Source organism: Streptomyces sp. NPDC015345, assembly GCF_043078805.1.
GTDB lineage: Bacteria > Actinomycetota > Actinomycetes > Streptomycetales > Streptomycetaceae > Streptomyces.
Genome location: NZ_JBIBTX010000008.1, coordinates 23,229 through 44,023 on the forward strand (window position 1 = coordinate 23,229; position 20,795 = coordinate 44,023).

At 69.1% G+C, this 20,795-nt stretch carries 21 protein-coding genes; 6 read left to right on the forward strand and 15 right to left on the reverse strand.

What is annotated here, in order from left to right; translation table 11 throughout:
- Window positions 1-7: 7 nt before the first annotated feature.
- From ACF062_RS29610 to ACF062_RS29630, 5 genes are all read right to left on the reverse strand, one after another.
- On the reverse strand, window positions 8-919 hold the full coding sequence (locus ACF062_RS29610) for a hypothetical protein (protein WP_392142724.1): 912 nt from the start codon (window positions 917-919) through the stop codon (window positions 8-10).
- 71 nt (window positions 920-990) lie between these two features.
- Window positions 991-2,247, reverse strand: a complete 1,257-nt coding sequence (locus ACF062_RS29615; protein ID WP_392142725.1) for a putative T7SS-secreted protein — start codon at window positions 2,245-2,247, stop codon at window positions 991-993.
- 1 nt (window position 2,248) lies between these two features.
- Entirely contained in the window at window positions 2,249-2,566 is a 318-nt protein-coding gene (locus tag ACF062_RS29620) for a hypothetical protein (protein WP_392142726.1), read from the reverse strand.
- Between the two features lie 38 nt (window positions 2,567-2,604).
- Window positions 2,605-3,654: a hypothetical protein gene (locus ACF062_RS29625; protein ID WP_392142727.1), complete on the reverse strand. Its 1,050-nt coding sequence runs from the start codon at window positions 3,652-3,654 to the stop codon at window positions 2,605-2,607.
- Entirely contained in the window at window positions 3,651-4,310 is a 660-nt protein-coding gene (locus ACF062_RS29630; RefSeq protein WP_392142728.1) for a hypothetical protein, read from the reverse strand. The genes ACF062_RS29625 and ACF062_RS29630 overlap by 4 nt, the downstream gene beginning before the upstream one ends.
- 220 nt (window positions 4,311-4,530) lie before the next feature.
- On the opposite strand from ACF062_RS29630, the gene ACF062_RS29635 reads away from it, so the two are divergent.
- A complete protein-coding gene (locus ACF062_RS29635) occupies window positions 4,531-5,541 on the forward strand; it encodes an NlpC/P60 family protein (protein WP_392142729.1) in 1,011 nt (336 codons plus the stop codon).
- Window positions 5,542-5,789: 248 nt separating this feature from the next.
- Window positions 5,790-6,506, forward strand: a complete 717-nt coding sequence (locus ACF062_RS29640) for a phosphatase PAP2 family protein (protein ID WP_392142730.1) — start codon at window positions 5,790-5,792, stop codon at window positions 6,504-6,506.
- Window positions 6,507-6,528: 22 nt separating this feature from the next.
- On the opposite strand, the gene ACF062_RS29645 is transcribed toward ACF062_RS29640, so the two are convergent.
- Complete coding sequence (locus tag ACF062_RS29645; RefSeq protein WP_392142731.1) at window positions 6,529-8,097, reverse strand: FAD-binding oxidoreductase; 1,569 nt, start codon at window positions 8,095-8,097, stop codon at window positions 6,529-6,531.
- 56 nt (window positions 8,098-8,153) lie between these two features.
- Window positions 8,154-8,333, reverse strand: coding sequence for a hypothetical protein (locus ACF062_RS29650; RefSeq protein ID WP_223775478.1), 180 nt, complete (start codon window positions 8,331-8,333; stop codon window positions 8,154-8,156).
- Between the two features lie 137 nt (window positions 8,334-8,470).
- Here ACF062_RS29650 and ACF062_RS29655 point away from each other — a divergent pair, with 137 nt between their 5' ends.
- Both ACF062_RS29655 and ACF062_RS29660 read left to right on the forward strand, forming a co-directional pair.
- On the forward strand, window positions 8,471-9,304 hold the full coding sequence (locus ACF062_RS29655) for a hypothetical protein (RefSeq protein ID WP_392142732.1): 834 nt from the start codon (window positions 8,471-8,473) through the stop codon (window positions 9,302-9,304).
- Between the two features lie 94 nt (window positions 9,305-9,398).
- Window positions 9,399-9,584 (forward strand): hypothetical protein, encoded by a 186-nt coding sequence (locus ACF062_RS29660; RefSeq protein WP_223775476.1) that lies wholly within the window; start codon window positions 9,399-9,401, stop codon window positions 9,582-9,584.
- Between the two features lie 596 nt (window positions 9,585-10,180).
- Here ACF062_RS29660 and ACF062_RS29665 read toward each other — a convergent pair.
- Window positions 10,181-10,549 carry a metal-sensitive transcriptional regulator gene (locus tag ACF062_RS29665; protein WP_356579996.1) on the reverse strand — a complete coding sequence of 123 codons (369 nt, stop codon included), beginning with the start codon at window positions 10,547-10,549 and terminating at the stop codon, window positions 10,181-10,183.
- Window positions 10,550-10,748: 199 nt separating this feature from the next.
- Here ACF062_RS29665 and ACF062_RS29670 point away from each other — a divergent pair, with 199 nt between their 5' ends.
- Window positions 10,749-11,369, forward strand: coding sequence for a DUF47 domain-containing protein (locus ACF062_RS29670; RefSeq protein ID WP_205036473.1), 621 nt, complete (start codon window positions 10,749-10,751; stop codon window positions 11,367-11,369).
- Between the two features lie 8 nt (window positions 11,370-11,377).
- Window positions 11,378-12,376, forward strand: a complete 999-nt coding sequence (locus ACF062_RS29675) for an inorganic phosphate transporter (RefSeq protein ID WP_356579998.1) — start codon at window positions 11,378-11,380, stop codon at window positions 12,374-12,376.
- A gap of 171 nt (window positions 12,377-12,547) precedes the next feature.
- Here ACF062_RS29675 and pstB read toward each other — a convergent pair whose 3' ends face one another.
- From pstB to ACF062_RS29710, 7 genes are all read right to left on the reverse strand, one after another.
- Window positions 12,548-13,324 (reverse strand): phosphate ABC transporter ATP-binding protein PstB, encoded by a 777-nt coding sequence (pstB, locus tag ACF062_RS29680; protein ID WP_223775473.1) that lies wholly within the window; start codon window positions 13,322-13,324, stop codon window positions 12,548-12,550.
- 79 nt (window positions 13,325-13,403) lie between these two features.
- Window positions 13,404-14,477: a phosphate ABC transporter permease PstA gene (gene pstA, locus ACF062_RS29685; RefSeq protein ID WP_223775472.1), complete on the reverse strand. Its 1,074-nt coding sequence runs from the start codon at window positions 14,475-14,477 to the stop codon at window positions 13,404-13,406.
- Entirely contained in the window at window positions 14,474-15,502 is a 1,029-nt protein-coding gene (gene pstC, locus ACF062_RS29690) for a phosphate ABC transporter permease subunit PstC (protein ID WP_223775471.1), read from the reverse strand. Before pstC ends, pstA begins: the two co-directional genes overlap by 4 nt.
- 113 nt (window positions 15,503-15,615) lie before the next feature.
- A complete protein-coding gene (gene pstS, locus ACF062_RS29695) occupies window positions 15,616-16,743 on the reverse strand; it encodes a phosphate ABC transporter substrate-binding protein PstS (RefSeq protein WP_392142733.1) in 1,128 nt (375 codons plus the stop codon).
- A gap of 174 nt (window positions 16,744-16,917) precedes the next feature.
- Window positions 16,918-17,364 carry an NUDIX hydrolase gene (locus ACF062_RS29700; protein WP_392142734.1) on the reverse strand — a complete coding sequence of 149 codons (447 nt, stop codon included), beginning with the start codon at window positions 17,362-17,364 and terminating at the stop codon, window positions 16,918-16,920.
- A complete protein-coding gene (locus tag ACF062_RS29705; protein ID WP_392142735.1) occupies window positions 17,361-18,461 on the reverse strand; it encodes a CHAD domain-containing protein in 1,101 nt (366 codons plus the stop codon). Before ACF062_RS29705 ends, ACF062_RS29700 begins: the two co-directional genes overlap by 4 nt.
- Window positions 18,442-20,793 (reverse strand): RNA degradosome polyphosphate kinase, encoded by a 2,352-nt coding sequence (locus tag ACF062_RS29710; protein WP_392142736.1) that lies wholly within the window; start codon window positions 20,791-20,793, stop codon window positions 18,442-18,444. Before ACF062_RS29710 ends, ACF062_RS29705 begins: the two co-directional genes overlap by 20 nt.
- Window positions 20,794-20,795: the final 2 nt, after the last annotated feature.

Genomic DNA, 20,795 nt, shown 5'->3' on the forward strand with positions numbered 1-20,795 from the left:
GGCTGGCTCAGAAGTCTTCGGGGTGATAGTCGGCGTACTCCACCTCGGTGCCGTCGGCGTTCATGTTCAGTTCGCGGCTGCCGGCGCCGAAGAATGCGTCGAGCTCGCTCGGGACGAGAGCTTCGACGCGGTAGTGCCCGCACGGCAGGCGGGTGACGACGGGTTCCGAGAGATCCGCCGCGTTAGTGGTGGCGAGGAAATTGTCTACGGCCTGCCGCTGCGCCTGCGTCAGGGATTCCAAGGGAATCACGTCCGGGGTGGAAATCAGGTAACGAGCGAGGTAGTCACGAAGTGGAGATTGGAGCCTGCACCAAGACCGGTCGCTGAAGACAATCTTGACGTCTCGCTCATTGCGAAAGTTCCTGCGTTCCACCCGGCTGATGCTGGAGCGAAGGGCCTCCCAGAGGACTTCATCCTCGATGACTGTTCTGTCCTTCTTCGGGACAGGAAGGCCGACGATCACCAATCGACGATCGGTGACGATCGCGTGCGTGCGGTATTGCTCTGGGTCAGGGGCGCGTGCGGGGTCCAGCTGCCAGGGCAGCGTACGTGCGATGGCGCCCGGCGCAGCCCACATGACGGGAAAGTCATCGATCTCATCGGCGCGATCCTCGGATGTGGCTGTGCCGGATTTGGAGGAGGAGGGGCCGCTGCCTCCACCACCGGTGAGAATGCCCATGATGATGGCGCCCAGGGCGAGTGCTCCGCCTTTGCCGACGTTCCGTGCAAGGGAGCCTCCCTTGGAACGGGCCTTGTACACGGGGCCTTCTGGCCAGCCCGGCAGTTCGTGCTGAATGTCGTTGCGTTCAGTGTCTCGAAACCAGCGCATCCCGGAGACAGGCATGGCTTCACCCGTCGCGAAAGTGACTGCGGTGCGCGCCAGGAGGATCTCGCCGGGGTCGGGCTGCCAGATGTTCATTACCGTCTTCCTGCGCTTTATTTGTTAGGGCCATTGCCGTGCGTACTCGTTGACCCTTTCTGAGCGGGGTATCAGTTGGCCGAGGTCGCCTTCTCGAACTGGTCGCCAGGGAATAGCGCTTCTCCCACATGCTGATGAATGCTGGTGACCTTGGGGAAGATCTTCAGTCCCGCATCCATGGCGATACCGGCGCCCATGGGGTTGATGTTCACCCCTGGCAACAGATTCGCTCCCTTGGAGCCAATCCACTGGCCCGCGTGATAGCCCTGGTTTGCGATGCCTCCCATGCGCGTCATCGTGCCACTGGTCGCATGCGCGACTTGGTACACGTCCTTGGCCATGCCGCCGAGCACCACTTTGCCGGGCAGCAGTTTCAATCCGCCCTTGACGTCCTTCACGGCATCACCGGTGGACAGCAGCATGCGAGCGTCTCCTAGCTTGGTGGCCTGGAACCCCTTGCCGAGCGCGGCAGCCTTGGCCAGCGCTGGTGTCTTGCCGACGACCTTGACTCCCTTACCGAATGCCCCGATCCCCGGCATGAGTCCCACCGCGTCCAGCCCCATCTGCGCCCAACTCACGTCCGCCCCGCCCATTTTGGCGAGCCCATGCGCGCCCAGTGCGAGACCGCTGGTGATGAGTGCGGCCGTACCGAAGACCGCGGCCAGCGGTGGGAAGGGAAGCGTGACGATGGCCAGGAGGCCCAGGACTGCGGTCAGGTCGCTCAGCAGGTCGCCGATGAGTTTGATCAGGTCGGCGTGGTCCTTGAGCCACTCGCCGGTGGCGTCCCACGCCTCCTTGACGCCCTTGGTGAGCTTGTCCCAGAAACCGGGCTCGTCCGGGGCGATGTCACCCGCCTTGTCGAGTTCCTTGCTGATCGCGCCCGCGGCCTTGTTGTAGCGGTCCTCCAGGTCGTGGACCTCGCCGATGATGTCGACGACGGCCCCGGACGCCTTGGCCATCTCATCGCTGTCGGGCTTGGCCTCCGCCCGCGCGTCCAGCTTCTTCCCGGCCTTCTTCTCCAGCCGGTCGGCCTCGTCCTGGAACTCCTTCAGCTCCCTGGCCCACCGGTACAGCGCGCGCGAGGCCTTGTCGAAGGATTCGTGGCTCTTGCGGATGAGCGGGGTGACGTCCTCACCTATGTACTCGGTGAAGGCGAGCGCCGCCTTGCCCTTCCAGGCGCCGCACTCGATCCGCTCCAGGTCTCGGACAGCGGTGCTGAGTTCCGTCGCGAGTCCGCCCAGCTTCTTGGCGAGCTCGCGGGTGTCCTCGACGTCGCCCGGCGTGGGGTCCCAGCCTATGTGGGGGAACGCGGGCCGCTTGGTTCCCACGTCAGTGGCCCCTTTTCTCTGCGGACTTCTTCTTGGCCGTCTTGAGTGATTCGGCGAGGGCCTGGTCCAGTTTGCTGAACTCCTCGTCGATCTTGTCGATCATCTTGACGGCACCCTGGGTGTGCTTGCCGAGCTGCTTGACGCCGTAGCCCCATTCGTCGGCGAATTCCTGGATGTCCTCTGCGAGTTTGCCCGTGCCGACGACCGAACCGTCGGTGTTCTTGAGGGTTCGGCGTGCGGCGTCCATGCGGTCGCTGACGGAGGAGAACGTCTTCTTGAGGCTCTCGAAGACCGTGCCGTCGAGACGGAGGTCGCTCATGTTGTCGTTCCAGCCTTCTGTGCGTTGTCGAGGAGCGGTCAGCGGTTGACGGATTGGATCTCGCGTACGACGACGTCCTGCGTCGTACCGAACTCGCCGGGGGGCAGGCCGCCGCCCGGGTCGTTCGTGCTCGTCCAGCGGACCTTCCAGGTGAGGGTCGCCTTCAGCTCATACGAGCCGTCGCGCGAGGACCGCAGATACCGCACGCCGCACGGCGGGTCCGTGTCCGCCGGGGTTCCCTTGGCCCGGGGGGTGCCGATGCGGCCGTCCTCGATCGGGCACTCGCCGGAGGCGGGGTACGTCTCGGCGTCCGCCGTTCCCGGGTCGATCTTCAGAGAGACCGGCTCGGCGGTCGTCGTCGCGGAGAGGCCCGTGCCGGGCAGGGTTGCGGTGACCGAGATCTTCTTGAACCTGGCCTTGTCCAGCCACGCCCAGGTGGGCAGGTTGACCTTCGTCTCGCCCTCGGGCGCCATCTCGACGTCGGTGTCCGGGACGGGGAGCCGGCCGTACGCGTACTCGGCGAGGATCTTGGGCGTGACCGCGAGCGGTTCCTTTGGGGTCTCGTCGTCCTCCACCCAGAACGGCATCCGGTTACAGGCCTTGGCCTCCGGTTCGTTCTTGCGGTCCTCATCGATGGCCGCCGCCCAGAACTTCCCCTCTCCCTGCTTGTCGAGGTTGTAGTCCTTGTAGGGGTTGCCGTCCTTGAAGTACGCGTCGAAAGCTCCACCGACGAGGTCGCCGATATCCCAGATCTTGAACTTTCGGATCATCTTGACCGTGGCTTCGATCTGTTTCGGCGTGTACGCGGGTTCGTACCAGCAGGCCGGCGGGTCCCAGTTGCTGTTGGCGGGGGTCAGTGTGCCGGTCTTCGCGGACTGGGGACTGCCCTCGACCCTCGTCTGGATCCTCGTCTCGATGCCGAGGTTCTTTCCTTGGCGGGTGCCCTGTGACTGCTGCTCACTGCCCACGTTGGCCACGTCATCCCCTCCCGTGACGCCGCCGCCTGCATAAGCAACTCCGGGAGCCAGGGCCACGGCCACAGCAAGGACAGGAGCGACCCAACGGGTGGACCGCCTCAGAGCGGTCACATGCACTGCTTGGCCCCCGCGGTCGACGTGACGGAATCCGTCTGCCAGACACCCTTGTCGTTCTTCTGCACGCGCGTATTGAAGAAGGTGTAGTCGCTCGCGCTGCCCTCGATCGACCGGTCCACCGTGCCGGTCTTCAGATCCTTGGGGTACGTCTTGGTCCCGTCCTGGCAGTACGTCACCGCTGCCACGCCGTCCTTGAGGAAGGTGACCTTGCGGTCGTAGTACCGCGTGGTCCCGACGAAGCTCTTGTTCTTCTTCTGGAACCCCTGGACGTACTCCGCCGAGGAGAGAAGCGCGTCGCCCGTGGCGTAGAACTTCAGCGCAGGGTGGTCCGTCTCCTCGACCGTCACCGCTTCGATCAGGGAGTTGACCCACCGCGCATTGTCCGCAAGAACCGCGTCCTTCTTGGCGTCACCGGTCTTGCCCCCCTCGAAGACGTTCTTCACGTCCTTGGGGAGCTTGATCTCCGGGCGGTCGATCCCGTCCTCCGAGGCCTTCGGGGACGGGGATTTGTCTCTCTGAGTACCCGAGTCCGCGCCCGCGATCCTCTCGCTGTCCTTGGACCCTCCGTCGCCTCCTCCGCAGGCGGAGAGCGTCAGGGCCGCGGCCGTGGTCAGGGCGGCGGCTGCGAGCAGGGCGGGGCGGCGGTTCAAGGTCGGCTCCTGAGGGGGGAGGGTTCGCTGGAGTGAACCAAGCTATCGATGGAGGGCTGGTCGGCTCCAACGGGAGGTTCGCCGAATGGTGTCCCATATGGGGTTATACCGACTGTCGGTGATCTCTCTCTGATGTGCGGTGGCTCCTCTCGATGTCGTACGCGGCCTCTACACTGAGCGGCGGCGGAGTGGACTCCCGGTGGGTGAGGGGTGGTTGACGGTGCGTAAGGCTTGGCTGGTCGCGTCCGTCGGTTTCGGCGGGGCCCTCGGCTTCATCGCGCTGCTCGTCCTCGGGACCTACATGGCCGCGGGAAGCATCGCCGGCGGCGCGAGCGGCGGTTCCGTCGGGCTCGCCAAGGGTGCCGTGCCGGCGACCTATCAGCCCCTCGTGCAGAAGTGGGGCAATCTCTGCAAGGCCATCAACCCCGCGCTGCTCGCCGCCCAGCTCTACCAGGAGAGCGGGTGGAACCCGCGCGCGAAGAGCCCGGCCAAGGCGCAGGGGATAGCGCAGTTCATCCCCGGGACCTGGGCCGCGCACGGCGTCGACGGAGACGGCGACGGCGACCGGGACGTCTGGGACCCGGAGGACGCCATCCCCTCCGCGGCCTCGTATGACTGCAAGCTCGCGGGCTATGTGAAGGACGCCCCGGGCGATCCCACCAAGAACATGCTCGCCGCGTACAACGCGGGGGCGTACGCCGTCCTCAAGTACGGCGGCGTGCCGCCCTACCGCGAGACGCAGAACTACGTGAAGACGATCACCACGCTCTCGAAGAGCTTCGCCCGGCCCACGGGACGTGTGCAGCCCTCGGAGCAGGCGGCCGGGGCGATCGCCTTCGCGCAGAAGAAGCTCGGCACCCCCTACCTGTGGGGCGGCAACGGCACACCCGAGCAGAACGGCCGCTTCGACTGCTCCGGGCTGACCCTCGCCGCCTACCGCACCGTCGGCGTCACGCTGCCGCGCGTCGCCAACGACCAGTACAACGCGGGGCCGCATCCCAAGCGCGAGGAGCTGCTCCCCGGGGACCTGGTCTTCTTCTCGGACGACCTCACCAACTCGCGCGCGATCCGGCACGTCGGGATCTACGTCGGCGGCGGGTACATGATCAACGCCCCGCGGGCCGGCGCGGTGATCCGCTTCGACCCGATCGACACGCCGGACTATTTTGGCGCGACTCGTGTCACGGACGAGGGCGCGGCGGCGCTCCCGTCAGGACCAGCTGCGGCCTGACGGGGGCGCGAGGGGGCGCGAACGGAGGCGTGCGCGCCGGGTGATGTGGCTTGAACTCTCCGTCAAAACACTTCTCTGAGCTGCGGTGATGTGTCTCTCTTCGGTAACGTCTGGGTGATCTTTCGGTGGAGAGTGGAACGTAGGGGTGGGGACCACGCGTTCCCTTGACGGGACCGACCACGGGGGTTGATGGAAAGGGCGCACAGAAAGGTGCGCCCATGGGCTAGGAGACAAGGGGCCGCAGCGCCATGGCTGGACTCGATGAATCCGGGTCGAACCCCGACGTCGGCTTGCTCTACGACATCAACGGCCTGACACAGGAGACCCCGCACTGGCTCGACCGCGCCATGGCGTTCGTCGGGGAGTACGGCCTGCTGATCGCCCTCGTGCTGCTCGTGGTGTGGTGCTGGTGGGGCCGGCGGAAGCGGGGCACGCTCGACGACGCGGCCTCCTCGGTCGCCGCCGTCGTCTGGGCGCCGCTGGCCGCCGGGATCGCGGTCCTCGTCAACGTCCCCATCAGAGGCTTCGTGGAACGGCCGCGCCCCTTCCGTGACCACAGCGGGCTCCACGTCCTGGTCGAGGGCAAGGACGACTTCTCCTTCGTCAGCGACCACGCGACGCTCGCCATGGCCATCGGCGCCGGACTCTTCGTCGCCCACCGCAAGTTCGGGCTGATCGGCCTCGGCCTCGCCGCGCTGGAGGGCTTCTGCCGGGTCTTCATGGGCGTGCACTACCCCACGGACGTCATCGGCGGCTTCGCGCTCGGCACGGCCGTCGCCCTGCTCCTGTCCCCGCTCGCCATGGCGCTGCTCACGCCGCTCGCCAGGGGGGTCGGGCGGTCCCGGCACGTGGGGTGGCTGGTGTGGGACCGCAAGGTCGGGCCGGTGGCCGCGCCGCTGAGCGAGAAGGCGCCGTCGCCCGCCGAGGCCACGGCGGACCCGGACGAGCGGGACCTCGCGGCCTAGGCCGTGCGCACGCCCGCGCGGCTCACAGCGCCTGCGGGAAGTCGAAGAAACGGTTCGGGTCGTACTGCTTCTTCAGCTTCTTCAGGCGCGGCGCCGCGGCGCCGTAGTACGCCTCGCGCCAGTTCGTCAGCGTGGAGTCCGTGTAGTTCTGGTACGCCGCGCCCGACGCGTACCGCCCCATCGCCCCGTGCGCCTTTTTCAGCCACGCGCGTGCCGGTGTCCCCGACGTCCCCGCTCGCCACGACGCGATGTACTGCGCCAGCATCCGCGAGCGGCGGTGCACGAAGGCCGTCGCCGTCGGGTCGACGCGGTTGATCGCGCCGCCGAGCGCGGTCAGCGCGATGCTGCCGGCGCTCGCGCCCGTCACGTTCTCGACCTGCGAGAGCAGCGTGCGGATGCCCGCCGCCGAGAGCGAGCGGTCGAAGAAGTCAGAGGCGGCCGCGTACGTCTCGCGCTTGAGGGCGCCCTGCGGGCTGCGGCCCGGCGTCGCGCCGGGCAGATGGCACTGGGCGTCCGTGGCGAACGACGAGCAGCCCGCGTACACCTCCATCGCCTCCTCGTACGTACGCCGCTTCAGGGAGACGCTGCGCGCGGAGGCACCGACCTTGTCGGCGAGGCGGTCGACGGCGTTCTGGAGTTCGCCGTACGTGCCCAGCGAGAAGCAGGCGACGGAGACGGTCGGGGTGCCGCCCGGGGTGTTCGCCAGGTGCAGCGAGGACCAGATCTCGTCCGGCTGGTCCGGGCCCCACGCCTGCCACGCCTTGACGACGGCGGCCGCCTTCGACCAGGGCCAGGACATGTACGCGGAGACGGCCTGGGGCGCGGTGTGCGTGCGGTAGGACAGCTCGGTGACGACGCCGAAGTTGCCGTTGCCCGCGCCGCGCAGCGCCCAGAAGAGGTCCTTGTTCTCCGTCTTGGAGGCGGTGAGCTGCTTGCCGTCCGCCGTGATGATCTTCGCGGAGGTGAGGCTGTCGCAGGTCAGGCCGTACGCGCGGGAGACCACGCCGTGGCCGCCGCCGAGGGTGAGCCCGGAGATGCCGACGGTCGGACAGGAGCCCGCGGGGATCGTCACGCCCTTCGCGGCGAGCGAGCGGTAGACGTCGATCAGCTTGGCGCCCGCACCGATCGTGGCGGTGGTGCCGCTCGCCCGTATCCCGCTCAGCTTCGACACGTCGATGATCAGCCGGCCGGTGCCGGAGGACCAACCGGCGTACGAGTGGCCGCCGTTGCGTATCGCGACCGGGGTGCGGTGGGCGCGGGCGTAGGCGAGGGCGGTGCGGATGTCGTCCTGGTGCGCGACGTACGCCACGGCGGTGGGCCTCAGGTCGTCGAAGCGCGTGTTGTACAGCTGCCGGGCCGCCGCCCACTTGGCCTCGCCGGGCCGTACGAGAGTGCCGTCCAGGTCCCTGGCGAGGGCCGCGAGGGTCGCCGGGGCGCTCGCGGCGGCGCTGGAGGTCCGCAGGGAGGCGCTCCCGCCGCTGCCGGTGCGTGGTGTCGCCGCGCCCGCCCGCGAGCCCTCGCTCGTGCAGCCGCCGACCGTCGCCGCGGCCAGCGTGGCCGCCGTCGTACCGATGAACGTACGTCGTTCCATGACGCCTCCCGTTGCTTCCCGGTGAACGAGACGGTGCGCGGGGCGGGCGGGTTCCCCTAGGGGGACTCCTCATGTTCGGCCGCGTCCGTACGGGCCTTGCTGCGCGCCCTGCGGGCCGGGCCGCGCCAGCCGCAGGAGCACTGGGCGGATATGAAACGGCCCTTCTCGACCGTCGAGACGCGGTGGGACGCGATGTCGGCGGCGAGCTCGGATGTGAGGTCTTCCTGATCGGCCACCGGGCCACCGTACCGACCCCGGGTGAAGCGGCCCGTGCCGCTCCGGGTCCCGGCCTTCGGCGTGACGGCTCAACGCACCGGTCGTTAGGGGAACGACGGGGGATCCACAAGCGCGGGACCGCTTGGAGGCAGCCAGGATGGGGCAGCAGCGCAGGCACAGGGGCCGAGCGATCACCGCGGTCGCGGCCGCGGGGCTGATGGCCGTCGCCACCGGCTGCTCCGGCGGGGCCGCCGCCGACGGCAGCGGCGCCGAGGCTCCGGGGAAGGACGCGAGCGCCGGGGACGTGGTGCGGCGCTCCGCCGACGCGCTGGTCCGGGCGGGCAGTTCCAAGGCGCGTACGTCCATGGAGATGGCCAGCGGCGGGACGCGCGTGACCGTGCGGGGCGCGGGCGTCTACGACTTCCGGGAGCAGCGCGGGCGGTTCGACGTGGTCCTGCCGCAGGACCCCGCCGGGGGGCGGGCGCGGCGGCCGATCACCGAGCTGATGTCCGGCGGCGCGCTCTACATGAAGAACCGGGGGGCCGGGGTGCCCGCCGACAAGTGGGTGCGGATCGAGACACGTTCGCTCTCCGACGGCAATCTCGTCACCGGGGGTGCCACGGATCCCCTCGCGGCGGCGGAACTGCTGCGCGGGGCGCGGGACGTGACGTACGTGGGGGAGGAGCGGGTCGCCGGGACCGAGGTGCGGCACTACCGCGGGGTCGTCGATCTGCGGGCCGCGGCGAAGGCTGCTTCCGCAGGTCAGCGCGGTGCGGTGGGTGCGGCGGCAGCGAAAGGGTTCAGCGGGGGGAAGGTCCCTTTCGACGTCTACCTCGACGAGCGGGGGCGGGTGCGGAAGCTGCGCCAGCAGTTCACCGTCTCCAACGCCGATGTGGCGTCGACCACGCTGCTCTACGACTTCGGGGTGCCGACGGGGGTGCGACTTCCGGCCGAGAAGGACATCTTCGCCGGGAAGATCGCCGCTCCCTAGTCGCGTACGACTGGTGGAAATGGTCCGTCCGTGCCATGCGCGGTGTGTAGGCCGCTCCCTACTCTAGGAAGTCGGTACGGGTCAGGAAGAGGTGATGAACGTGGCTCCGATGCGTGGTGGTACGGCGGTTCAGGACCACGTCGCCCTCGCCGAGATCGAGCTGTGCGGCGACCTCATCATCGCGGCGAGCGCGGCGGCCGAGCGGTTGAGCTTCGACCGGATCGACGAGGTGCTGAGGGTTTGGGACGTACGGGAGCCTCCGGCGGATGAGCGGGCTTAGCCTGCGGCCGGCTTGGGGGTGCTTCTTGCCGGCGGTCGTCGGTGGGTTGACTGTGCGCCGCTGCGCGGCGATCGCGCCCACCCACCCGCCCGTGACCGGGGGTGAGTGGTGTTCGGGCGGGGCGGGCTCGTTCTGCCGGCCGTCGTCGGTGGGTTGACTGTGCGCCGCTCCGCGGCGATCGCGCCCACCCGCCCGCCCGTTACCCGGGGGTGAGCGGGGTTTGCGCTGGGCAGGTTCGTTCTGCTTGCGGTCGTCGGTGGGTTGACTGTGCGCCGCTGCGCGGCGATGTCTCCCACCCACCCGCCCGTTACCCGGGGGTGAGCGGTGCGCTGGGTGTGTTTACCTCGCTGTCTGCTGCCGGGTAAACGGGTGGGTGGGTGGGAAAGCATCGCGGGGTCGGAGCCCGGCGGTGCGATGTCGCGCCGGGTAGCTCCGCCCGGCGTGCGGGGAGGGCGGCTCCCGGGAGCCGCCCAGCCCGGCGTACGGCGCGCGCAACCCCCGGGAGCGGCCCCGGCCCGCCTACCACGCGCAAAGCCCCGGAGCCCTGCTCACCCCGCGGCGACCACAGCCCTCCACACGGTCGATCCCGCGGAGCGTCAGGTGCGGAGCATCCGTGCGATCGCCTTCGTCGCTTCCTCTACCTTCGCCTCGATCTCCGTGCCGCCCTTGACCGCCGCGTCGGCCACGCAGTGCCGCAGGTGCTCCTGGAGGAGCTGGAGGGCGAAGCTCTGGAGGGCCTTCGTGCTCGCCGAGACCTGGGTCAGTATGTCGATGCAGTAGACGTCCTCCTCGACCATGCGCTGGAGGCCGCGGATCTGGCCCTCGATCCGCCGCAGGCGCTTGAGGTGTTCGTCCTTCTGCTTGTGGTACCCGTGCACGCCGTGAGCGTGGTCACCGTGGTCCGCGGGCGCGGAGGGCGCTTCGGCCGCCTCCGGGGTCACCGCTGCCGCGTCGGTGGTCGTCATCGCGTCCTCCTCCTGGAAAGGGGCATGGGGCATTACTGCTGATCCGTATACCCCTAGTGGGTATATCTTAGCCGATTTCTCGGGGGGTGTGCTGATCACTGTGCCTGATGGGCGACACTGGGGGGCGGCCGGTTAGCCGTGGCCGGATGATGCGCCTAGCATCAGCCTGACCGCATCCAGAGCACCCCGAGGACCCCACGTGCGCTTTCGTCTGACCCCCAGGGAGACGAGCTTCTACGACATGTTCGCCGCATCCGCGGACAACATCGTCACGGGCTCGAAGCTCCTCATGGAACTGCTCGGAGCGGACTCTTCCGCACGGGCCGAGATCGCAGAGCGTATGCGGGCCGCGGAACACGCGGGAGACGACGCGACGCATGCGATCTTCCACCAGCTGAACTCCTCGTTCATCACGCCGTTCGACCGCGAGGACATCTACAACCTCGCGTCGTCCCTGGACGACATCATGGACTTCATGGAGGAGGCCGTCGACCTGGTCGTCCTCTATCAGGTCGAGGAACTCCCCAAGGGCGTCGAGCAGCAGATCGAGGTCCTCGCGCGGGCCGCCGAGCTGACCGCCGAGGCCATGCCGAACCTGCGGACCATGGAGAACCTCACCGAGTACTGGATCGAGGTCAACCGCCTGGAGAACCAGGCCGACCAGATCCACCGCAAGCTCCTGGCCCAGCTCTTCAACGGCAAGTACGACGCCATCGAGGTGCTGAAGCTGAAGCAGATCGTGGATGTGCTGGAAGAGGCCGCTGACGCCTTCGAGCACGTGGCGAACACTGTGGAGACCATCGCGGTCAAGGAGTCCTGAGCCTCGCCATGGACACCTTTGCTCTGATCGTGACCATCGGCGTCGCGCTCGGCTTCACGTACACGAACGGCTTTCACGATTCCGCGAACGCCATCGCCACCTCCGTCTCCACCCGCGCACTGACGCCCCGCGCGGCGCTCGCCATGGCCGCGGTCATGAACCTCGCCGGTGCCTTCATGGGCAGCGGCGTCGCCAAGACCGTGAGTGAGGGGATCATCGAGACCCCGCACGGCGACAAGGGGATGTGGATCCTCTTCGCGGCGCTCATCGGCGCCATCGTGTGGAACCTCATCACCTGGTACTTCGGCCTTCCCTCGTCGTCCTCGCACGCGCTCTTCGGCGGCATGGTCGGGGCGGCGCTCGCCGGTGGCATCGGCGTCATCTGGTCCGGCGTGGTCGACAAGATCGTCATTCCGATGTTCCTGTCGCCGCTCGTCGGACTCGCCGTCGGGTACCTCGTGATGTGCGCGATCATGTGGATGTTCCGCAGGTCCAACCCGCACAAGGCCAAGCGGGGCTTCCGCATCGCGCAGACGGTCTCCGCGGCTGGCATGGCCCTCGGCCACGGCCTCCAGGACGCGCAGAAGACGATGGGCATCGTGGTGATGGCCCTGGTCATCTCCGATGTGCAGAGCGCGGACGCGCCCATCCCGATCTGGGTCAAGGTCGCCTGTGCGCTGATGCTCTCCGCCGGTACGTACGCAGGTGGCTGGCGCATCATGCGGACCCTCGGGCGCAAGATCATCGAGCTGGACCCGCCGCAGGGCTTCGCCGCCGAGACGACCGGCGCGGGCATCATGTTCACCACCGCGTTCATGTTCCACGCGCCGATCTCGACGACGCACGTCATCACGTCCGCGATCATGGGCGTGGGTGCGACGAAGCGGGTGAACGCGGTGCGGTGGGGTGTCGCGAAGAACATCATCCTGGGCTGGTTCATCACGATGCCGGCCGCGGCGCTGGTGGCGGCGGTCAGCTTCTGGATCGTCAACCTCGCGTTCTTGTAGCTCTTCGACTGCGGGCCCGCTGTGGCTGGTCGCGCAGTTCCCCGCGCCCCTTACGGGGCGCACCCCCGCAGTCGCACATAGGAAAGGCCCGCCCCCGGGAGCCAGGGGCGGGCCTTTCTTGTTGTCCCTGCGGTGGCACCGCCATGCAGCACCGCGGGGAGTCCGGAGGGCCTAGCCGAAGCGGCCCGAGATGTAGTCCTCGGTCGCCTGGACCGACGGGTTGGAGAAGATCCGCTCCGTGTCGTCGATCTCGACGAGCTTGCCGGGCTGGCCGACCGCGGAGAGGTTGAAGAACGCCGTGCGGTCCGAGACGCGCGCCGCCTGCTGCATGTTGTGCGTCACGATGACGATCGTGAACCGTTCCTTCAGCTCGCCGATCAGGTCCTCGATGGCGAGCGTCGAGATCGGGTCCAGGGCCGAGCAGGGCTCGTCCATGAGCAGCACCTGAGGCTCGACCGCGATGGCCCGCGCGATGCACAGACGCTGCTGCTGGCCGCCGGAGAGGCCGGAGCCGGGCTTGTTCAGGCGGTCCTTGACCTCGTTCCAGAGGTTCGCGCCCTTGAGGGACTTCTCGACGATCTCGTTCAGCTCGGACTTCTTGTACGAGCCGTTGAGCCGCAGGCCCGCCGCGACGTTGTCGTAGATCGACATGGTGGGGAAGGGGTTCGGGCGCTGGAAGACCATGCCGATCGTGCGGCGCACGGCCACCGGGTCGACGCCCTTGCCGTAGAGGTCCTCGTCGTCGAGGAGGACCTTGCCCTCGACGCGGCCACCGGGGGTGACCTCGTGCATGCGGTTCAGCGTGCGCAGGAACGTGGACTTGCCGCAGCCCGACGGGCCGATGAAGGCGGTCACCGAGCGGGGCTCCACGGTCATCGAGATGTCGTCGATCGCCTTGTGGGAACCGTAGTAGGCGGTCAGGCCCGATACGTCGATTCGCTTGGCCATGGGGATCACTGCTTCTTTCGGGTCTCTACTACGAGGGTCGCTGATATGGCCGCCGTCGGCGGAGCCGACCGACGGGCACTTAGCGGCCCGTCTTGGGGGCCTTCCAGCGGGCGATGCCGCGGGCCGCCAGGTTGAGGATCATGATGAAGCCGATGAGGGCGAGCGCCGCCGCCCAGGCACGGTCGTACGACGCGTCGGTGCCGGCCGCGTACTGCTGGTAGACGTACAGCGGCAGGGAGGCCTGCGAGCCCTCGAAGGGGTTCGTGTTGATCAGGGGGTTCACCCAGACCAGGAGCAGGACCGGCGCGGTCTCACCGGCGATGCGGGCCACCGAGAGCATGACGCCCGTGGTGATGCCGCCGATCGCGGTGGGCAGGACGACCTTGAGGATGGTCCGCCACTTCGGCACGCCGAGGGCGAGCGAGGCCTCGCGCAGCTCGTTCGGGACGAGCTTGAGCATCTCCTCGGTGGAGCGGACGATCACCGGCATCATCAGGATCGCGAGCGCCATGGCGCCGGCCCAGCCCGAGTAGCCGAAGCCGAGGATCAGGATCCAGAAGCTGAGGACGAACAGGCCCGCGACGATCGAGGGGATGCCGGTCATGACGTCCACGAAGAACGTGATGACCTTGGAGAGCTTCCCCCGCCCGTACTCGACGAGGTAGATCGCGGTGAGCAGGCCGATCGGCACGGCGATGACCGAGGCCAGCACCACCTGCTGGAGGGTGCCGATGAGGGCGTGGTAGATGCCGCCGCCCGTCTCGTCGTCGGAGAGGACGCCCATCGAGTGGGTCAGGAAGTAGACGTCGAAGACCTTGATGCCGCGCTGGACGGTCTCGTAGACCAGCGAGGCCAGCGGGACGACGGCCAGCAGGAACATCACCCACACCAGCGAGGTGGCGAGGCGGTCCCTGGCCTGGCGGGTGCCCTCGACGGTGACGGCGAGGGCGTACGAGCCGATGATGAAGAGCAGCGCGGCGATCAGGCCCCACTGGATGCGGCTGTGCAGACCGGCGCCGAGGCCGACGCCGACGGCGACGGCGGCCGAGCCGAGCGCGACGGCGAGTGGGCTCCAGCGCGGGAGGGTGGCCGCCTTCAGGGTGGCGGGGGGCTTGACGAGGGGCCCGGACGGGGTGGGTGTCGTGGTGCTCATGCGTTGGCCCCCGAGTACTCCTTGCGGCGCGCGATGATCAGGCGGGCCGCGCCGTTGACCAGCAGAGTGATGACGAACAGGACCAGGCCGGAGGCGATGAGCGCGTCCTGGCCGTACTCACTGGCCTCGTTGAACTTGCTGGCGATGTTCTGCGCGAAGGTGCCGCCGCCGTAGTCGAGCACGGACGCGTTGATCAGGAAGGACGGGGAGAGCACGGTGGCGACGGCGATCGTCTCGCCGAGCGCGCGGCCGAGGCCCAGCATCGAGGCGGAGATGATGCCGGAGCGGCCGAAGGGCAGCACCGACATGCGGATGACCTCCCAGCGCGTGGCGCCGAGGGCCAGTGCGGCCTCCTCGTGCATCTTCGGGACCTGGAGGAAGACCTCGCGGCTCACGTTCGTGATGATCGGCAGGATCATGATCGCGAGGAGGATGCCGACGGTCATCAGGGAGCGCGGGGCGCCGCCGTGGTAGGCGAGGACGCCGGTCCAGCCGAAGTAGTCGTCGAGCCAGCTGTAGAGGCCGGTGAGGTTGGGTGCGACCACGAGGGCGCCCCAGAGGCCGTAGACGATCGAGGGCACGGCGGCCAGCAGGTCGATCACGTAGGCGATGGGGCCGGCCAGCTTGCGCGGCGCGTAGTGCGAGATGAAGAGCGCGATGCCGATGGCGACGGGGACGGCGATCAGCAGGGCGATGATCGAGCTGACCACGGTGCCGAAGACCAGTACGGCGATGCCGAAGTACGGCTTGCCGCCGGTGGAGGCGCCGGCCGGGTCCCACTCGAACGTGGTGAGGAAGTTGCCCGTGTTGTCGGCGAGCGCGAGGGCCGTGCGGTAGGTGAGGAACACCGCGATGGCGGCCATGATCGCGAGGAGCGCGATGCCGGAGCCCCGGGAGAACCCGAGGAAGATCCGGTCGCCGGGCCGGGTGGCGCCGCGCGCGGCGGCCTTCTCCGCCTTGTCCCGGGGCAGGCCGGGCTTCACTTCGACGGGTGGTGGTGCGGTCGTCTTACTTGATATGTCCATGGGGTTCTCCGGTCTGCGGAGCTGCCGCGCTCAAGTGGCGGGCGCTCCGTGGCGGCGGTGCACCGGACGGTGCGGCCGGCCCTGACTCGCGGGGCCGGCCGCACTCGGTTCAGCTAGCTCAGGCCCGCGACGGTGGAGCGGACCTTGGTGATGATCTCGGCCGGGATCGGCGCGTAGTCGTTCTCCTTGAGGACGTTCTGGCCGTCCTCGCTGGCGATGTAGGTCAGGAAGGACTTGGTGGCGGCGAGCGTCTCGGGCTTGTTGCCCTTCTCGCAGACGACCTCGTACGTCACCAGGGTGATCGGGTAGGCGCCCTCGGCGGTGGGCTTGTAGTTCAGCTCCAGGGACAGGTCCTTGCCCTTGCCGACGACCTTGGCCTCGGCGATCGCCTTGGAGGCGTTGTCGACGGTGGCCTTCACCGGCTCCTTGGCCTGGGTCTTCAGGTCGACGGTCTTGATGCCCTCGCCCGCGTAGGAGAGCTCGAAGTAGGAGATGGCGCCGGCGGTCTGCTTGACCTGGCCCGCGACACCGGCGGAGCCGTTCGCCGACTGGCCGCCCTTGGGCTCCCACGACTTGCCCGGCTCGTAAGGCCAGGCGTCGGGGGCGGCACCCTTCAGGTACTTGGTGAAGTTGTCCGTGGTGCCCGACTCGTCGGAGCGGTGGAAGGCCTGGATCTTGGTCTTGGGGAGCTTGACATCGGGGTTGAGCTTGGCGATCGCCTTGTCGTCCCAGGACTCGATCTTGTCGTTGAAGATGTCGGCCAGGGTCTTGGCGTCCAGGGTCAGGTTGTCGACACCGGGGACGTTGTAACCGATGGCGATCGGGCCGCCGACCATCGGCAGGCCGATGGCCTGGCTGTCCTTGCAGACCTTCTTCGACTTGGCGATCTCGTCGGGCTTCAGCGCCGAGTCGGAACCGGCGAACGCCGTCTGGCCCTGGAGGAACGCGGTGATGCCGGCGCCCGAACCCGTCGGGTTGTAGTTCAGCTGCACGTCCTTGCAGTTGGTCGTGTAGACCTTCCGCCAGGCGTCGATCGCGTTCTTCTGCGCGGACGAGCCGGAGGCCGCGAGCTGGCCCTTGGCGTCGTCGCACTTGATGTTGGCGTTGGCGTTCGTCTCCTTGCCGCCGTTGCCGGAGCCACTCGTGTCGTCGGAGCCGCACGCCGTGAGGGCCAGGGCGCCGGAGACGGCGAGGGCGCCGAGGGAGAGGGCGCGGAGCCGGTTCTTGCGCTGAAGCTTCACTTTTCGGATTTTCCTTCCGGGAGCCGCCGGCCCGTCGCTGGCGGCGTGCGATGTCTGTCTGTAAGGCCGAAATTAGGCAGGACAGGTGAAGCGGCTGATGGGCAGGAGTGAACGGCGGGTGAACCTCGGCGGTCGGCCTGGTTAGCCCCGTCACCACGGAGAGTATGCGCGAGGTTACGCCAAGTTAAGCGTGCTGAGCAGGGCGTCGACCAAGTCGCGGTCACGCGGGCGGGTGAGCCGTCCGCGGGCCGCGGCGGGGGAGAGCCAGCTGATGCGGTCGACCTCGCGATGGGGCGTGAAGTGACCGGTGGTGGCCTCGGCGGCCCAGTAGTCGACGCGCTTGGGGCGGCCGTGCGCGAGATAGCGGACGGTGGGCAGCCGGGCGCCCGGCACGCAGCGGTGGCCCGTCTCCTCCTCGACCTCCCGCAGGGCGGCGGCCAGAACGCCTTCTCCCGGCTTCAGCTTGCCCTTGGGGTGTGACCAGTCGTCGTACTTGGGGCGGTGGACGAGGCAGATCTCCGGCGCCCCGTCGGCCGGGGAGCGGCGCCACAGGACGCAGCCGGCGGCGAGGACGGTGTCGCCGCCCCCTTCCTCGTCGCCGACGCCGTCGCCGTACGTCATCCCGCACTCACCGTCTCGTGCTGCCAGGCGCGCTGGAAGGCGAAGCGCGCCGCTTCCACCTCATGGCGCTGGTCGGCGTGGAGTACGCCGAGGGCGTACGCCGTGGCCGGGGCGATGCGCGGGGTGCGGGCCGCCTGCGCCGCGGCCGACGCGGCGGCCGCGGCCTCCCGGTGGACGTTCAGGGCGTGGCTCGCGTCCAGGACCCGGGGCTCCAGGGAGGCGGGGCCCTGGATGACCTCGTGGGCGTAGCGGTACAGGCGCAGCAGGGAGCGGACCTTCAGCCACGGGGCGTCCTGGGCGTCGGGCGCGGACTCCGCGGAGTGCAGGCCGTGCGCGAGGGCCTCGGCGTTGTACGGGTGGCCCGCCCGGCCCAGCGGCAGGGCCTCCACGGCTTCGGCGAGGTCGGACTCCGCCCTGGCCGCCAGCTGCTCCAGGTCGTCCGTGGCGCCGCTGAAGGGGACCTCGCTGGCCAGCACCGCCACGCTGTCCGCCACCGCGTGGAAGCGGGAGGAGCCGAGGGCCTGGAGGGCGGTGGAGTGGGCGCGGGTGCGGGCCAGGGTCAGCTGCCGCTCCAGCAGGGCGGCGGCCTTGGCCGCGCCCACCGTGAGGCCGCGCTGGGCGCCGCCTCTGTCGTCGGCGGACGCCGGCCGGGGCCGTCCCGGCGCGGTACGTGTGACCGTGACGGGAGCGGCGGAAGCGACTGAAGTGACGGGAGCGGCGGGGACCGGCACCTGGGGCGGCCCCGAGAGGCGGTGCAGCGCCTCCAGGAGGCGTTCCAGGCGGGTCGCGTACGCGTGCTCCTGGCCCAGCGTGCCCGAGAGCCAGGCCAGCTCCGGTCGCAGGGCCGCCGACCACTGGGGGTCCAGGAGCGGGCGGAAGGTGTGCAGGGCCGCGCCGATGCGGCGGGCCGCGCGGCGCAGGGAGCGGGCCGCCGCCAGGGACTCCTCGGCGCCCTGCGCGTCCGTCGTGGACTCGCGGTGCAGCCGCAGCGAGCGGAGGAAATCCGTGGCCTGGTCCTGGAGGTGGGCCGCCAGTGCCTCGTGGGCCGCGCCCGCTCCCATACCCGTACCCGTCATCTCATGGTGTTGCTGTGCCACGCCGGCGCCTCCGGGCGTCTATGAGCATCTCCTGGACGTTGCGCAGGGGCTGGCCGTCCTGGTCCACCGAGTGGCGGGTCCAGTTTCCGTCCGCGCCCAGGTGCCAGGAGGCGGTGGTGTCCGACATGCCGGTCTCCAGGAGCCGGCTGAGGGCCGTACGGTGCGCCGGGTCCTGGACCCTGACCAGCGCCTCGATACGGCGGTCGAGATTGCGGTGCATCATGTCGGCGCTGCCTATCCATACCTCCGGTTCGCCGCCGTTGCCGAAGGCGAAGACGCGGGAGTGCTCAAGGAAGCGGCCGAGGACGGAACGTACGCGGATGTTCTCCGACAGGCCCGCGACGCCCGGGCGCACCGCGCAGATGCCGCGCACCCACACGTCCACGTCGACACCCGCCTGCGAGGCGCGGTAGAGGGAGTCGATGACCGCCTCGTCGACCATCGAGTTGACCTTGATGCGGACGTAGGCGGGGCGGCCCGCGCGGTGGTGCTGTATCTCCTTGTCGATGCGCGAGACGAGTCCGTCGCGCAGGGACCTGGGGGCGACGAGGAGCCTGCGGAAGGTCTCGCGCCGCGAGTAGCCGGAGAGGCGGTTGAAGAGGTCGGAGAGGTCCGCGCCGACCTCCGCGTTGGAGGTGAGCAGGCCGAGGTCCTCGTACAGGCGGGCGGTCTTGGGGTGGTAGTTGCCGGTGCCCACGTGCGAGTAGCGGACCAGGGTCTCGCCCTCCTGGCGTACGACGAGGGAGAGCTTGCAGTGGGTCTTCAGGCCGACGATGCCGTAGACGACATGGCAGCCCGCCTCCTCCAGCTTCCGCGCCCACTTGATGTTGGCCTGCTCGTCGAAGCGGGCCTTGATCTCGACGAGGACGAGGACCTGCTTGCCGGACTCCGCGGCGTCGATCAGGGCGTCGACTATGGGGGAGTCGCCCGAGGTGCGGTACAGCGTCTGCTTGATCGCGAGGACGTCCGGGTCGGCCGCCGCCTGCTCCAGGAACGCCTGCACGGAGGTGGAGAACGAGTCGTAGGGGTGGTGCAGGAGTACGTCGCGTTCGCGAAGGGCGGCGAAGATGTCCGGCGCGGACGCCGACTCGACCTCGGCGAGGTCGCGGTGGGTGCCCGCCACGAACTTGGGGTACTTCAGCTCGGGCCGGTCCAGCTTGGCGATGCTGAAGAGGCCGGTGAGGTCGAGCGGGCCCGGCAGCGGATAGACCTCGGCCTCGCTGATCTTCAGCTCGCGCACCAGCAGGCTCAGCACGTTCGGGGCGATGGTCTCCTCGACCTCCAGGCGCACCGGGGGCCCGAAGCGGCGCCGCATCAGCTCCTTCTCCAGGGCCTGGAGGAGGTTCTCGGCGTCGTCCTCCTCGACCTCCAGGTCCTCGTTCCTGGTGAGCCGGAACATGTGGTGCTCCTGGATCTCCATGCCCGGGAACAGCTCCTGGAGGTGCGCGGGAGCGGCGATGACGTCCTCTATGGGGACGTACCGCTGAGGGGAGGCCTCAAGGAAGCGGGAGAGCAGCGGCGGGACCTTCACGCGTGCGAAGTGCTGGTGGCCGGAGACCGGGTTGCGCACGACCACGGCGAGGTTGAGCGAGAGCCCCGAGATATACGGGAAGGGGTGTGCGGGGTCCACGGCCAGCGGGGTGAGGACGGGGAAGATCTGCTGGCGGAAGAGCGTGAAGAGCCGGGACTGCTCCTTCTCGGTCAGCTCGTGCCAGCGCACCAGCTGGATGCCCTCGTCGGCGAGGCCGGGGGCGACGTCGTCGTGGTAGCAGGCGGCGTGCCGGGCCATGAGCTCGCGGGAGCGGTTCCAGATGAGTTCGAGGACCTCGCGGGGCTGGAGGCCGGAGGCGGAGCGGGTGGCGACGCCGGTCGCGATGCGGCGCTTGAGGCCGGCCACGCGGACCATGAAGAACTCGTCCAGGTTCGAGGCGAAGATCGCGAGGAAGTTCGCCCGTTCGAGGAGGGGGGTCTGTGGATCCTCGGCGAGTTCAAGCACTCGTTCGTTGAACGCGAGCCAGCTGCGCTCCCGGTCCAGGAACCGCCCCTGCGGCAGCTCGACACCGTCGTGCCCGACCTGGGCGTCCTCGTCGTACGCGTCGAGGTCGGCGTCGAGGTCGGGGGCGAGGTCGGAGATGGTGGCGGCGATGGTGTGCGGCCTGTGCGCGGCGATGGAACCGACGGAAGGCTGGGCGTGCTGGACCTGTCCCTGCGTGTTCGGCTGGCTCATGAAGCCATTCTTCCGCGTGGATACGCCGATGGGCGCGTCGGAGAGCGCGGGAGCGAGGTGACGCTTCCCGTTCTCCGGGTGCGGGTCGGGCGCGGCGGGCTGCATTG

Bases quoted from the DNA above. Each gene is read 5' to 3' on its own strand.
- ACF062_RS29710 (WP_392142736.1), bottom strand. From the start codon at position 20,793: ATGCAGCCCGCCGCGCCCGACCCGCACCCGGAGAACGGGAAGCGTCAC.
- ACF062_RS29660 (WP_223775476.1), top strand. From the start codon at position 9,399: ATGAACGTGGCTCCGATGCGTGGTGGTACGGCGGTTCAGGACCACGTC.
- ACF062_RS29620 (WP_392142726.1), bottom strand. From the start codon at position 2,566: ATGAGCGACCTCCGTCTCGACGGCACGGTCTTCGAGAGCCTCAAGAAG.
- ACF062_RS29640 (WP_392142730.1), top strand. From the start codon at position 5,790: ATGGCTGGACTCGATGAATCCGGGTCGAACCCCGACGTCGGCTTGCTC.
- ACF062_RS29700 (WP_392142734.1), bottom strand. From the start codon at position 17,364: ATGACGTACGGCGACGGCGTCGGCGACGAGGAAGGGGGCGGCGACACC.
- ACF062_RS29675 (WP_356579998.1), top strand. From the start codon at position 11,378: ATGGACACCTTTGCTCTGATCGTGACCATCGGCGTCGCGCTCGGCTTC.
- pstB (WP_223775473.1), bottom strand. From the start codon at position 13,324: ATGGCCAAGCGAATCGACGTATCGGGCCTGACCGCCTACTACGGTTCC.
- ACF062_RS29665 (WP_356579996.1), bottom strand. From the start codon at position 10,549: ATGACGACCACCGACGCGGCAGCGGTGACCCCGGAGGCGGCCGAAGCG.
- ACF062_RS29655 (WP_392142732.1), top strand. From the start codon at position 8,471: ATGGGGCAGCAGCGCAGGCACAGGGGCCGAGCGATCACCGCGGTCGCG.
- pstA (WP_223775472.1), bottom strand. From the start codon at position 14,477: ATGAGCACCACGACACCCACCCCGTCCGGGCCCCTCGTCAAGCCCCCC.
- ACF062_RS29645 (WP_392142731.1), bottom strand. From the start codon at position 8,097: ATGGAACGACGTACGTTCATCGGTACGACGGCGGCCACGCTGGCCGCG.
- pstC (WP_223775471.1), bottom strand. From the start codon at position 15,502: ATGGACATATCAAGTAAGACGACCGCACCACCACCCGTCGAAGTGAAG.
- ACF062_RS29610 (WP_392142724.1), bottom strand. From the start codon at position 919: ATGAACATCTGGCAGCCCGACCCCGGCGAGATCCTCCTGGCGCGCACC.